This window comes from Traorella sp. mt218 (assembly GCF_055420025.1).
In genome coordinates, this window is the sequence record NZ_JBVAYM010000006.1 from 1 (window position 1) to 13,023 (window position 13,023).

At 38.8% G+C, this 13,023-nt stretch carries 12 protein-coding genes; 1 reads left to right on the top strand and 11 read right to left on the bottom strand.

What is annotated here, in order from left to right; translation table 11 throughout:
• Positions 1–133: 133 nt before the first annotated feature.
• Positions 134–2,107, top strand: a complete 1,974-nt coding sequence (locus ACZYT3_RS04285) for a collagen-binding domain-containing protein (protein ID WP_464087804.1) — start codon at positions 134–136, stop codon at positions 2,105–2,107.
• 232 nt (positions 2,108–2,339) lie between these two features.
• Here ACZYT3_RS04285 and ACZYT3_RS04290 read toward each other — a convergent pair whose 3' ends face one another.
• From ACZYT3_RS04290 to ACZYT3_RS04340, 11 genes are all read right to left on the bottom strand, one after another.
• Entirely contained in the window at positions 2,340–3,650 is a 1,311-nt protein-coding gene (locus ACZYT3_RS04290; protein ID WP_464087805.1) for a four-carbon acid sugar kinase family protein, read from the bottom strand.
• The gene (locus ACZYT3_RS04295; RefSeq protein ID WP_294561582.1) at positions 3,640–4,299 is read right to left on the bottom strand and encodes an aspartate/glutamate racemase family protein; all 660 of its coding nucleotides are present in this window, start codon (positions 4,297–4,299) and stop codon (positions 3,640–3,642) included. The genes ACZYT3_RS04290 and ACZYT3_RS04295 overlap by 11 nt, the downstream gene beginning before the upstream one ends.
• 1 nt (position 4,300) lies before the next feature.
• On the bottom strand, positions 4,301–5,371 hold the full coding sequence (locus ACZYT3_RS04300) for an iron-containing alcohol dehydrogenase family protein (protein WP_464087806.1): 1,071 nt from the start codon (positions 5,369–5,371) through the stop codon (positions 4,301–4,303).
• A gap of 43 nt (positions 5,372–5,414) precedes the next feature.
• Positions 5,415–6,059 (bottom strand): RpiB/LacA/LacB family sugar-phosphate isomerase, encoded by a 645-nt coding sequence (locus ACZYT3_RS04305; protein ID WP_294561584.1) that lies wholly within the window; start codon positions 6,057–6,059, stop codon positions 5,415–5,417.
• Positions 6,060–6,084: 25 nt separating this feature from the next.
• Complete coding sequence (locus ACZYT3_RS04310) at positions 6,085–6,840, bottom strand: SDR family NAD(P)-dependent oxidoreductase (protein WP_294561585.1); 756 nt, start codon at positions 6,838–6,840, stop codon at positions 6,085–6,087.
• A 62-nt stretch (positions 6,841–6,902) separates the two neighbouring features.
• Positions 6,903–7,787, bottom strand: a complete 885-nt coding sequence (locus ACZYT3_RS04315) for a class II fructose-bisphosphate aldolase (protein ID WP_294561586.1) — start codon at positions 7,785–7,787, stop codon at positions 6,903–6,905.
• Positions 7,788–7,833: 46 nt separating this feature from the next.
• Positions 7,834–8,934: a PTS fructose transporter subunit IIC gene (locus tag ACZYT3_RS04320; protein ID WP_464087807.1), complete on the bottom strand. Its 1,101-nt coding sequence runs from the start codon at positions 8,932–8,934 to the stop codon at positions 7,834–7,836.
• A gap of 23 nt (positions 8,935–8,957) precedes the next feature.
• Positions 8,958–9,275: a PTS fructose transporter subunit IIB gene (locus tag ACZYT3_RS04325; RefSeq protein WP_294561588.1), complete on the bottom strand. Its 318-nt coding sequence runs from the start codon at positions 9,273–9,275 to the stop codon at positions 8,958–8,960.
• Between the two features lie 157 nt (positions 9,276–9,432).
• Positions 9,433–9,966, bottom strand: a complete 534-nt coding sequence (locus ACZYT3_RS04330; protein ID WP_294561589.1) for a PTS sugar transporter subunit IIA — start codon at positions 9,964–9,966, stop codon at positions 9,433–9,435.
• Positions 9,967–9,984: 18 nt separating this feature from the next.
• Positions 9,985–11,955, bottom strand: a complete 1,971-nt coding sequence (locus tag ACZYT3_RS04335) for a BglG family transcription antiterminator (RefSeq protein WP_294561590.1) — start codon at positions 11,953–11,955, stop codon at positions 9,985–9,987.
• Positions 11,956–12,229: 274 nt separating this feature from the next.
• On the bottom strand, positions 12,230–12,994 hold the full coding sequence (locus ACZYT3_RS04340; protein ID WP_294561591.1) for a DeoR/GlpR family DNA-binding transcription regulator: 765 nt from the start codon (positions 12,992–12,994) through the stop codon (positions 12,230–12,232).
• Between the last annotated feature and the right edge of the window lie 29 nt (positions 12,995–13,023).

Consider the following 13,023-nt stretch of genomic DNA (forward strand, 5'->3'; position numbering starts at 1 on the left):
CATCAAGTATAACATATCCATGATAATTTTTTCTTCATTAAAAAGCATCAACATGATACGCTTGTCTTCATATACTGAATAAGAATGATTCTTTTAGCTGATTTTGTAAACCAAATCTATCCAAGGAGAACTTATGAAAAAAATTAACAGCTTTATCTTGCTACTCTTATCTGTTTTCATTCTTAATACTCAAAATATCAAAGCAACTGCCGCTTCAAATTTTGAAACGACATCCGGAAGCTATACAATCGAAAATATATTAAGCAAATTCAATGTATTTTCGTTTAACGATGTTAGCGGTGTGCATATCGTAGGCCCGATTATTGCCAAGGGCGATCTATATAATCGCACAAGTCATCAAGGGTTTACCTTTGGTGATTATGATCAAGGCATTTCCAGCTATATTCAAGGAAAGATCGCTGCCGGAAGCCGTATTAGCAGTTCTTACAGTCATATCAATCCTGACCAGTATATCGGAAATACAAATACACTTTTTAAAAAGGTTTATTGGGGAGATGACTTTGTTTATCAGGTAAATGGTGCTGATTATGTCAATAATAAAGTCAATGTCTATCAAACAGATCATTATGTCGATTGGAACAAGGCTAAAGATATGCTGGCAAATGAATCGATCCAACTTTCCCAGCTGCCTTCCCGTCTATTAACAAATGCAGATATAATCACAACGCCAGGTATTGTCAGCGTACAGATTCATGCAGGAGAGCGTGTAACGATACCTGAAAGTGTCTTACGTCAGATCAATCGCATCCAGTTTATCGGCAGCTATGAAGAACAAACCGTCATTAATATTCTTTCTGAAAATGAGGTCATTCTTCCGGGCGTGATCACATCCTCTTCATTTGGTGAATATGGAAGCAATATGAACATCGTGTTTAATATTCCTTACAGCACCCAGGTAACTTTGCCCAATGCTTATGGTAATGGTATCGGTCATATCGTAGCCCTCAATGCTAATGTCATCCATCGCAGCGGTAATTATAACGGCGGCATCATTGCGGCCAATTTAGACAGCTACTCAGAAGGACACATGTGGAATTATAGCGGTGGACCGTTGATCACGGAAACACCTGTCGAAACAACTCAAATCAGTGGTACTAAATATTGGAACGATCAAAATGATTCCTATGGATTACGTCCGCAAAGCGTTCAGATCAATCTATATGCCAATGATGAGCTGATCGACTCACAAAATATAAATGAAGCAGGAAACTGGAAATATTCATTCAATGATCTTCCTATCTTAGAAGAAGGTTCTTATTCGATACGTGAAACTGAAACAGAACATTATATCGCTTCTTATGAAGATCATGATATTACCAATACCCTTCAAACAGGAAATATCCAAGTAGAAAAAAAGATATTCATCAATCAGATACAAACTGACAGTGATGAGATTTTCCATGTTGCTCTTTATGCCAGGGATCAATTAATAGCCGTCAAGTCAATTCAGGCAAATGAAACCATTACCTTTGAAAATCTTCCTTTAGGTACGTATCATCTCTATGAAACCGACAGTAAAGGTCACACGCTTATCAATTTTCCTTACCAGTCTATCTTCACATCAAATATGATCGAATTAAATGAACACCAACAGATGTTTACAACTACCCTTATCAATTCAATCAATACCCATGTACAGATTTATAAAAAAGATATTGATGATAATAACTTGAAAGGAGCCCACCTCCAGCTGTTAGATGAAAATCAGAATATCGTAGCGGAATGGATTTCTGCCGATGCGTCTTATGACATATATGCATTACTTTTACCGGGTAAGGAATATACGTTAAGAGAAACAAAATCACCTCAGGGCTATCAAAAAGCAAATGATCTAAGCTTTACGGTACAATACAGTAATCAGATACAAAGAATAAATCTGATCAATGAACCGGAAAAAATCATTGATCCTGAAATTGTGGTTGATCCGGAAAAGCCGGCAACCCCTCAAAAACCTGTTGGTCCAATTCAATCAGATAAAACAAATACACCAAAGACAAGTGATTCTTCACTTATGATTTATGGTTCACTGTTACTTATCTCCGGTTTATGCATCCTATTATCCGTTAAGATGAAAAAAAAGTCCTAGTGACTTTTTTTTGTTTAGGCTATACAGCATGGATCGATAAATTAATCTGAGAGGATCAATACATCTAAAACAGCACATGAGATAATCCCATCTAAGCTTTGTTCCCATACTTGTAAGAAAGACTAAAAATGTAATTCCTCATGATCATGTCATGCATCAGCTTTTTATCATATAATGGATATCCAAATAAAAAAGCTCTTCAGATAAATTGTCTGAAAAGCTTTAATAATTCTTAATTATGAAGTGTTTCAACTACCTTATACAACGTAGTTTCATCACCGACATTTCCCGGGAAAACAACGACCGGAAGATTTTCAAATTTACTGCCTTCCAGACAGCGAACCACACCGACATTCTGTTGGATCTGGCCCAATACCCATTCTTTTGATACTTTTAGGCCTATTGTTAAAGCATCGCTGGAGGTAATACCGCCTTTGGTGATCAAAAAGCGCGGGCGAATCGTTAAACGGGAAAGAACACCAATCAGCTCACTTGAAATCGCTGTTGCCATTTCCAGTTGCTTTTCCGGGTCATCACCCGGAAAATCCACTCTTTCTCTTCGTGTCGCAACGACCGCAACCTTATCCTCTTTCAATACCTTTTCAAGTTCATTGCTGACACGCAGACTTTCTTCATGTAAGGTATGGTCTAACACCTTATGCTGGTTAAATTCGATCCATACCAAATCCTTGGCATGTTCTTTTAAATAAGCTAATTGTGAAGCCGTTTTCTTTACATGGCTGCCGACAAGGATCAAACCTCCCGTACCTTCCTGAACACAATCTTCTTTCGTCAGATAAGGACGATCTTCGATATGGGCCAGCTCTTTTACGATACTGGCAGCACAACGGAACATATAGCGCTTATGACATTTTTCAAAGGCACCGACAAATTTCTTCAGATCATCCATGCATGTACAATTGACGATTACCTTATTGAAATGTGAAATACTGTCCAGTTTCTCAACAACTGTATGCTCATCATTAAGATCTTCAAGTGAAATGCTGATACAATCGGCTGCCTTATAAGCACCCTTTGTCTTTTCTTCTACATATTCCTTTAGATCAGAAGTATGGTAAGCAAAAGATTTATCCTTTGCAAACTCACTTTCACCACATGGCAGCCAGCCATCATCCGTTTTCACATAATGAATGTCATTTTCTGTTTTACGAATACCGTCTAAATACGGGCAAATGATCTCACCGTCAATTTGTTGTCCGTTTTCTTCTAAGACCTGACGGATGACTTCTGTTTCCAACGGATAATGACCACGTAATGTTGAATCACCTCTTGAAAGGATCATAAAGTCAGTATTGCTTTGTTTAGCGGCTTCTACGATCAACTGTGTTAGTTCTTTATGATATTCAGCTGTTTTTTCTTCACTGAAAGAACGAGAATTTGTCAGAATATAGAAAAGTGATCCTGATGATGTCATAGCTTCCTTCAGATTATCAAGTGTTGGCTGAGTAATTACCAAAACATCATGAACACTTTGAATACCTGTCGGATCATCATCAAGTACGATCATCTTTCTATTTTCCATAAAGCATCTCCTTTGCACGATCAATAGCCATTTCAGGACTTGTAAGCACCGGCTTAGAAGTTTCTTTCAAATAAGGAAGGATGGCCGTCATAGAACCCTGGGCCAAGACAACGACATCACATTCTTCACAAGCCTTGTTGATTTCATTTAATACAAGCTGATTATGCTTTTCGACATTTTTCTCCTTCATCAGGATATCTAAAGCACCATTAACAAGATATTCTTTTACTTCAACTTCTTTTCCGGCTTCCTTAGCCTTGGTTCTTACTAAATTACAGCTAGGCTTCATCGTAGAGGCAACAGTTGCGATCACCGCAATTTTCTTACCTAAAGACACAGCCTTCTCTGCCATGGCTTCATCAATCTTAAGTGTTGGGATATCTGTGCATTTCTTCGCAATATCAAACGCTTCACCAACGCTTGAGCACTGATTAAAGATCAAATCAGGCTTTAAAGAAGCAGCTGTCTGAACATAGGTCATCATACGTGAAATAATAGCCGGTGTCAGACCGCCATTGCCCTTGACTTCTTCCAAGAGTGAATCATCAATGATATTCACTAATTCAACTTCGGGCATCTTTTCTTTTACTAATTCTTTTAAATCATTTAAAGAAACAGGACTTGTGTGAATCATTACTATTTTTTTCATCTTATTTACCTCCATATTCTTCTAAATCTTTCATTGCCTGATAGATTAAATCTTTGGTTACCGGATATGGTACATGTTCAAGCTCGGAATTACTTTCAGCTTTTTCCAAGATATCACTTAAATCATCATGAATATCCAATTCCAGATCTTTTAGACAAGTTGGTAATCCGATCTGTTTATTAAACTGATAAGTCTTTTCTAACATATCCATCTGCTTGTCCATCATCAGCTGTACTAAAGTTCCATAAGAAACGACCTCACCATGCAAATGATTTTTTTCAATGTGCTTACGTACGGTCAAGCCATAGAAAAGTGCATGGGCAAGTGCTGAATTATAGGCCGGATCAACTGATAAAGAAACACTTCCCGTCGTAATCAGAATATTCTGAATTACCCTCTCAAGAGCCGGTGTCACTTTATGATGTTTCGCATCCTCTAAAGCCTTTGCGCCATCACGAAGCATTGGATAGTAGCAATTTTCACCAATCTTGATACCTAATTCACTGGCATAATCCAATTCATCATTTCTGGCACTAAATACAGATTCTACATGTTTTGCCATCGTATCACCGATACCTGCCCATAAATATTGGAGCGGAGCATCACAGATGATGCGTGGCTCAATAAAGCAGTGAACCGGAGGCTGCTTGAGCTTCGGAATATCTTTAAATGAACCATCAGCATTATACATAATACTGATCTTTGTTACTGCAGCACATGTCGAAGCAATGGTCGGAATCGTATAAACCGGTAAATTCAGCTTATCACCAACATATTTGACCGTATCCAGACATTTACCGCCACCGACACCGATCAGTGCCTCTACCTGGTCCATGCCTTCAAATTGACATATCTTTTCAACATTTTCATAGGTTGCTTCATGACCATAGTTTTGTGAAACTACGACATCTAATTTAGCTTCAGCAAGCGCCTCATCTAAATAAGGCTTTGCAGCCTGATAAGCTTTATTTCCGTATAAAACGGCAACCTTGGTATTTTCTTTCAAAAAATCACGGATTGATTTACATGCATCCACGCCCATCGTAAATCGTGGTAAAAATACACTATTCATAAAAGTTCCTTTCTATAAAAGAAACCATGCGAAAACATGGTTCCTATTTTGCTAATAATTCGTCAACGTAAGCCTTTAATTCAGGAACCTGACAGCCTTCATTGAAGCATTCCAAAAATCTTGGAGATAATGCCTGTTTAACGATATCCTGATCGATAGCTTTTAATGCAGAAACCAAATCTTTGCCAATTGCTTCTTTCATCTTGAACAGATTTGCAGCATTTCTATTCTGAGATTCTTTTCTGCCCGGCTCATTTGGATAACCCATTCCCTTAGGTGAACCAAAAGCCTTTTCAAAAATCGTATGAATATTCAGTTCAGCACCCCATCCAAATCCTTTTGCATAAGGAATTGAAAGTGCATTACCGTTATTGATCTGTAAGAATAAGTAAGCATCACTTGGTTCGATGCAATAACCGCAGACAACGCCCGGGAATGCATTTAAAGCCATTAAAGCTCCCTGACCTGTACCACATCCGGTAACTACAAAGTCAACAGCCTTTGAATTTAACAATAAAGCTGCCTGAACACCAAGGTTCAAATAAGTCAGATAAGGATCATCGCCATCCTTGCACATACCTGTATTATATACAGTGTGTCCCATTGGCTCTACAACATCTTTCAACTGTTCCAAAATAAGTGCGTTTTTAGAAGCCTGACTGAATTCATTCATCAATGCAATTTTCATAATCGTTCTCCTTTTCTATTGTATATTAACGTGACAGCCATCCGCCATCAACAGGTAATGTAGCCCCACATACATAATCAGAGGCACTGGAAGCTAAGAAAACCACCGGTCCTTTAAGTACTTCAGGTTTTCCCCAATATCCGATAGGGATACGGTCCAATACTTCTTTATTACGTACAGGATCTTCCTGCATCGGCTTTGTCATCGGAGTATCCATATACCCCGGTGCGATAGCATTACAATTGATTCCAAGTTTCGATAATTCATTGGCCATGGATTTGGTCAATCCCATGACACCACTCTTGCTTGCGGCATAGGCCGGAGCATAAATACCGCCGGTAAATGATAACATGCTGGCAATATTAATGATCTTGCCCTTGGTCTTTTGCTTAACCATTTGATTTGCAGCACTTTGTGACATATGGAATACATTTTTCAGATTCAGATTGATCAGAAAATCCCAATCTTCTTCCGGATAATCTAAGAACGGTGTACGACGGTTCGCACCGGCATTATTTAACAGAATATCCAAATGACCATATTCCTTTACCACTTCTTCTACGATTTTATCAGATAAAGCCTTTGAAGGTTTTGACAGATCAGCGAAATAATAACGATATTGACGTCCTGTTTTTTCAATAGCAGCTTTGATTTCATCATCATTATCATTACCAACATTGAAGATGTCAGCGCCCGCTTCAGCTAAAGCTATGCACATAGCGAAACCAAGCCCTCTGTTGGCACCGGTCACTAATGCAACCTTTCCATTTAATTCAAACATCTTTCTACCTCACTCGCATTCCTCAAAAATGAAGGTGGCTTTAACAGCCACCTTTATCAAAACTATTCGTTACCTACAGTAACTGTTTCACCATAGATGTACTGGTCATTTGAACCAATAACACGAATATAATCTTTAACAAATTTCTTAATAGCAGCTTCTGCAACCATCATGATTTCAAGATAGTTCAGTCCCGGATTTTCTTCCCAAGCAGCCTTCATAGCATCTTCAGCAGCATGGAAAGCATCAGTACAAACATTGATCTTGTTAATACCGCCGGCAACAGCCTTACGGATGTTTTCTTCTCCTGAACCTGAACCACCGTGTAATACAAGTGGCATATTAAGAGCTTTCTTTAGTTCAGCAAGTCTTTCGAAATCAAGAACCGGAACATAACCTTTCGGATAATTTCCATGAGCTGTACCGATAGCAACCGCTAAAGCATCTACACCTGTATCCTTTACAAACTGAACAGCTTGTTCAACATTTGTGTACAGATCATCTCTTGAATTGTCGCCATCAGCAGCCTGTCCTACGTGTCCTAATTCACCTTCAACACAGATGTTCAAAGGATGAGCCAAGGATACGATTGTTGAAGTTCTCTTAACATTTTCTTCATAAGGATAGGAAGAGGCATCAATCATTACGCTTGAGAAGCCACGATGAATTGCATCTACCATATCACTGAATTTCTGTCCATGGTCAAGGTTCAATGCAACCGGAACATTTGCACGTTCAGCCATTTCCTTGATCATTGGAACCATTTCAGTCGGATGAGCCAGTTTAGCCATCTGGCCAACTCCAATATTAATGATAATAGGTGAATGTTCTTCCTCAGCAGCTTCGATGACTGCACGAGCCATTTCCATGTTCACACTATTAACTGCCATAACTGCATAATTGTGTTTATGAGCATGCATTAAGATATCTTTCATTGATACATACATAACTAATTTCTACCTCTTTTCCTTCCTTTAGATTCAAATAATAATATTACAGGTTAATGTCTAAGTCTACGATTTCTTCTTCGACTGTATCTTCTTCAGCCAGCGGTTTCTTAACAATAGCATATAATACACCAGTTACCACTGAACCAACGACCAATGCAACAACCCACATCAAAGGATTTGTTGACAATGGCATAACGAAGATACCACCATGAGCTGCAGGAGTTCCGATTCCAAGCATCATTGCCAAACCACCGGCAATACCACTACCGATCATTGAGCAAGGGATGAAACGAACAGGGTCGTTAGCTGCGAATGGAAGAACACCTTCAGTAATGAAGCAAAGTCCCATGAAGATACAAGAAATACCAGTATCTCTTTCAGCCTGAGTAAACTTCTTAGGCTGTAAGAATGTAGAAATAGCAACTCCCAGAGGTGGAGTCATACCACCGATGATCTTTGCTGATTCTGGCGCATAGATTCCGTCAGTCATCAATGCGTTAGCAGCCATAGATGCAGTCTTGTTGATAGGACCACCCATATCGAAGCCCATGCAAGCACCGATAACGGCACCAACGATAAACTGAGATCCACTGTTCAGTGAAGTGATCCAATCTAACAATGCGTTCATAATCCAAGTCATTGGAGCCATTGCTACACCGAAGAATACAACACCTGAAATGAAAGTTACACATACCGGAATGATCAATACCGGCATCAAACCCATCATAGCTTTAGGAAGCTTGATCTTCTTAAATACATTTACTAACCATCCAATGAAGAATGCCATGATCATTGCACCCAAGAATCCGGCTTTAGCCTGGTTAGCAGTATAACCGATGATGAAGCCCGGAACGATACCTGGACGCTCAGACATAGAATAAGCAATACCAGCAGCTAATACACCGCAAGCAAATGCCATAGCAAAATCAGATAATTTAGAAATTGACCACCAGAACTGTTTCCAATCTAACATATTTAAGTTAGAGAAAATAGTTGCAGCTCCTTCAGCATCAGGTGCGTAATCTCCTACTTGCCATCCACCAAGACCTTTTGCAAGAGCACCTAAGATACCTCCGGCAACTACCATTGGGATCATGTAGGAAATACCGGTCATAACATGTTTCTTAACAGTACTTATTGACATAATTTTACCCCTCTTTATTTTTTTTATTTTCTATTAGCTAACTTCTTTTCGATTGTCGCAATCAAGCTCTTTGGATTCTTCATTGCAACGTTGATAGGAATATCAACTACCGGCTTACCGGCAAATCTTTCAACTCCGCCTACTGCGATATCATGAGCTAAAATAACAACATCAGCAGCAGCAATGTCTTCAGCTGTCAACTGGTTCTGCGCACCAATCGTTCCCTGAGTTTCAATCTTGCACTGATGACCTGCTTCAGTAGCAGCAGCCTGGATCTTCTCAGCTACGATATATGTATGTGCGATACCTGCAGTACAGCATGTAACACCTACAATTCTCATTATTTTCACCTCAACTTTCTAAATGACTTGCTTAACTACATTCATAATTTAACACTCGTAAACCCTTTCAGTAAAAGTTAAGTGGTAATTTTAATGTGGTAATTTTTAATTTATTTTCATTTCATGTCTATTTTATGAGCATTTTTTGAATATTTTATTAAGAGAAATTGATATCAACATCGAAGTTTTCATCTTCCTGATTATCCCCGGCATCACCGCTTTCCGGCTCATTCAGGATCACATCGATCAATTCCTTTTTCGTTTTTACATCCTGCAATTTCGCAACACGTGCATCATTACCAAGCTTGCCTGCCAATTCAGCCAGCAGCATCATATGATTGGCAGCAAAATCAGAATCATTGCTTACACAGAATAAGAAAATGATATTTGTATCCTGAAAACCGTCATTCGACATGCTGCTTTCCCATTTGATCATATTCTTCGTACGTCCGATCGCAATACCGATCTTCTTAACAGCATCACTTTTTCCGTGAGGAATTGAAATATGATTTCCCATGCCCGTAGGTCCTTCTGCCTCACGTACATAAATATCCGATACAAACTGATCTACACTTGTAATATAATCATTTTCCAAAAGTCTTTGACTCAAATTTCTTAATACTTCATCCTTTGTAGTTCCTTCTACTTCAAGATCAATAATATTCTCATCCAAAATATCTATAAGTGCCATATTTTTTCCCTCCATTGCTTATTGAACCAAATATGTATAGAAATCGACATTTGATTCAATATTTCTTAAAATGTTGACTTTCTCGTCGCTATCAACAAGCTTGATATATTGCTTATAAAACATCTGTGTCCGATTGGCCTCAAATTCATTTGACATTTTCACAACCAAAAGGAAGACCACATCTACTTTTTCAGTGTCCCATAAAATCGGTTCTTGCAGGGTGGCAATTGCTACCTTTGCCTCATTGATCTCGTTTTGATCACCATGAGGAATCGCTACACCATTACCGATGGATGTCGGTGTGATATTTTCACGATCAAAGACCGTTTGAATATATTTATTGGTAACATAACCCTTTTTAACTAATTTCTTTCCGATCAAATTCAAAAGTTCTGTCTTATCCTTGACCTTCTGATGAACAAAGATCAGATCAGGCTCAAAAAGCTGGTGACAGGAAGCATCGAAATGCACCCTTTTCTCATTGCTTTGATAATTGATCTGACGGATTTTCTCCTTCACCTTATTGACACCGGTATCGTTGATCCAATCACTGATTTCCACGATGCGGGGATCCTCCAGATATAGATGCTTGGTCGTAATGATCAGATTCACATCTTCACAGTCACGGATATTAAAATCATGCATGCTGCTGACATGAATCGTCTTCAGCTCATCGCAGGAACGCTTCAGCTTATCACAGATCATCTGATTCACTCCCATGCTTGCATTTGAAACAAGCAGTGCCGTGATCGGTGATGAGTTGCGATCCAAAGCTGACTGAATATATAAGGCAATATAGCTCAGCTCGTCTTCCGTGATCTTCAAACCGAAATCTTCTTCAAAAAGCACTGAGATGAGCCATGAGATACGCAGTGTCTGTTTGAACTCGCTTTTGATATAGCCCGTCAGCTCATTCGAGTACGTACGCTCATACTTCATCCTGAAAATCATGGGTCTTAGATGCAGCAGCAAACCGCGATAAAGCTCCTCATCATTCGTCAGATCAACATTGGTCACGTTGCTGACAACATCAATGACCTTCTTCACAAAGGCTTCCAGCTTGGAATCATATTCTTCCAGGATCGAATGCAGACCGGTGCCGTTATATCCCTGATCGATCATTCTGGCACACAAGATCTGAATTGATAAGAAAGCAATATCTTCGATTGGAATCTGCAGATCCATATTTTCAGTGATCTTTTTGAATACCATTTCCGCAAGACGATATTCGCTGTACTGTGACAGCGTCTTCAATTCGCTTTTTGAAATCTGCAATGACTTACGCTTGTCCTGCATACATTCAAAAACGCTCATACAGGAGTAAATCAAAATTTCATTAAAAGATTCATCTGCCAGATTAAAGCCCCATTCCTTTTCCGTAGAAATGATGCTTTTACGTATCAGATTTACATTTAACCCGGGCATGAAATACAGAATACTGGCATCAATATCCGAAGTATTCTCCATTTTCATAATGAAATTCTTTAAAGCCAGGCGATAGCTAACCTCACTGCACTCAAGTTCCAATCCCTTGTTACGGACGATATTCAGATTGATAGAAAAAATCTTTAACCAGTCTTTACAGTCATTGATGACCTTTAATGCTGTCGGTACGCTGAGATAGAGATAATCTGCCAGCTGTCTTGTAGTTAAACTCGTCGTTCTATTCATTTTAAGAATCCTGCGTAAAGCTGCGATCATACGTGACTGGTCACTTTGGATGACATCCCTGTTGGCGCTTGTTACATTCATCATGATCTTGCTGCGCTGATATTCATCCGCTTTCAGCCACATACCGATTCGAGGCTTCTTACAGATTTCGCCTAAACCATTTTCCATCAACATCGTATTGATAGCATCGATCTTCGTGCGAATCGTTTTCTCTGACAAACCTATCTCACTTGCCAGCTGATTATTGGTCACCATGTCATTTTCTAAAAAGGCTTTCAATATTTGCTGGGTGTAGTAATTCGATTTGTTATCGTTCAAGCTCTTCACTCCTTTCATGTGTAATTTATCACAAGTTTTCCACTCTTCATTAAAAGAAACATGGAAACAAATGTGGTAAATTTTTATTTATTCAAACTTATTATAACGTTTTCATTTATATTTTTCAAATTTTGTGTGTATTAAAAAGGAGCAGAACCTAATTTTTCCACTCCTTTTCTTCACATTTGAATTTCATTATTTTTTTGAGTAACTTTTGGTAATATTTTGTTGACATTGTGAGTAACTTGTCCTAGAATGTAATTGTAATCAAAGATTATTGAGGTGTAATGACTTTGATTTGATGTTTTTTGAAATAGTTCATGTATTTTACTTCCGGAAGCTTGTCCGTAACCAGCGCATCGATCATTTCAAGATCTGCAAAGCGATTGAACGCTACACAGCCGATCTTACTGGAGTCACACATGAGATAGACCTTGTCAGAACGTTCTATCACCTGTCGCTTCAATATACCGTCCTGTGGATCCATGTTGGTCAAACCTCTTGTCAGAGAAAGTCCGACCGTCGCCAAAAAAGCTTTTGAATAATAGTAATGCGCATGTGTTGCATCAAAATTAAAACCTCGGATGCGAGGACAATATTCCCCGCCAAGAAGGATGACCTTCATATCCTCACAATCTTTTAAAGCTTCCATTGCTAAAATACTATTTGTCACCACGGTAATATTCTTTGTCTTATCAAGATAAGGAATGATATGGCAGGCAGTCGTACCGGAGTCCACAAAGATGACATCATTTTCTTCGATCACCTTTGCGGCAACTTCACCGATACGTTCTTTCTCTTCAAGGTGAGAGCTTAAACGCAATTTGATGTCGATGAAGGTCTTTCCTTTCATGGAATCATCCTCATTGATGACGACACCTCCATATACCTTGCTGACGATCTTGCGGTCTTCCAGCTCTTTTAAGTCACGACGAAGCGTCTGCATTGATACCTTAAAAATATCCAGCAGCTCTTCATTCGTTGATGATTTTACTTTACGAAGATAAGCTTCTATTTCATTGATTCGATTATATTTCATCTCTTCACCATCCTCCTCAATATTATAGC

What these genes read in the sequence shown, in the direction of transcription:
- ACZYT3_RS04325 (WP_294561588.1), bottom strand. Translation starts at nt 9,275, where the DNA reads ATGAGAATTGTAGGTGTTACATGCTGTACTGCAGGTATCGCACATACA.
- ACZYT3_RS04330 (WP_294561589.1), bottom strand. Translation starts at nt 9,966, where the DNA reads ATGGCACTTATAGATATTTTGGATGAGAATATTATTGATCTTGAAGTA.
- ACZYT3_RS04310 (WP_294561585.1), bottom strand. Translation starts at nt 6,840, where the DNA reads ATGTTTGAATTAAATGGAAAGGTTGCATTAGTGACCGGTGCCAACAGA.
- ACZYT3_RS04295 (WP_294561582.1), bottom strand. Translation starts at nt 4,299, where the DNA reads ATGAAAAAAATAGTAATGATTCACACAAGTCCTGTTTCTTTAAATGAT.
- ACZYT3_RS04305 (WP_294561584.1), bottom strand. Translation starts at nt 6,059, where the DNA reads ATGAAAATTGCATTGATGAATGAATTCAGTCAGGCTTCTAAAAACGCA.
- ACZYT3_RS04290 (WP_464087805.1), bottom strand. Translation starts at nt 3,650, where the DNA reads ATGGAAAATAGAAAGATGATCGTACTTGATGATGATCCGACAGGTATT.
- ACZYT3_RS04315 (WP_294561586.1), bottom strand. Translation starts at nt 7,787, where the DNA reads ATGTATGTATCAATGAAAGATATCTTAATGCATGCTCATAAACACAAT.
- ACZYT3_RS04320 (WP_464087807.1), bottom strand. Translation starts at nt 8,934, where the DNA reads ATGTCAATAAGTACTGTTAAGAAACATGTTATGACCGGTATTTCCTAC.
- ACZYT3_RS04300 (WP_464087806.1), bottom strand. Translation starts at nt 5,371, where the DNA reads ATGAATAGTGTATTTTTACCACGATTTACGATGGGCGTGGATGCATGT.
- ACZYT3_RS04340 (WP_294561591.1), bottom strand. Translation starts at nt 12,994, where the DNA reads ATGAAATATAATCGAATCAATGAAATAGAAGCTTATCTTCGTAAAGTA.
- ACZYT3_RS04285 (WP_464087804.1), top strand. Translation starts at nt 134, where the DNA reads ATGAAAAAAATTAACAGCTTTATCTTGCTACTCTTATCTGTTTTCATT.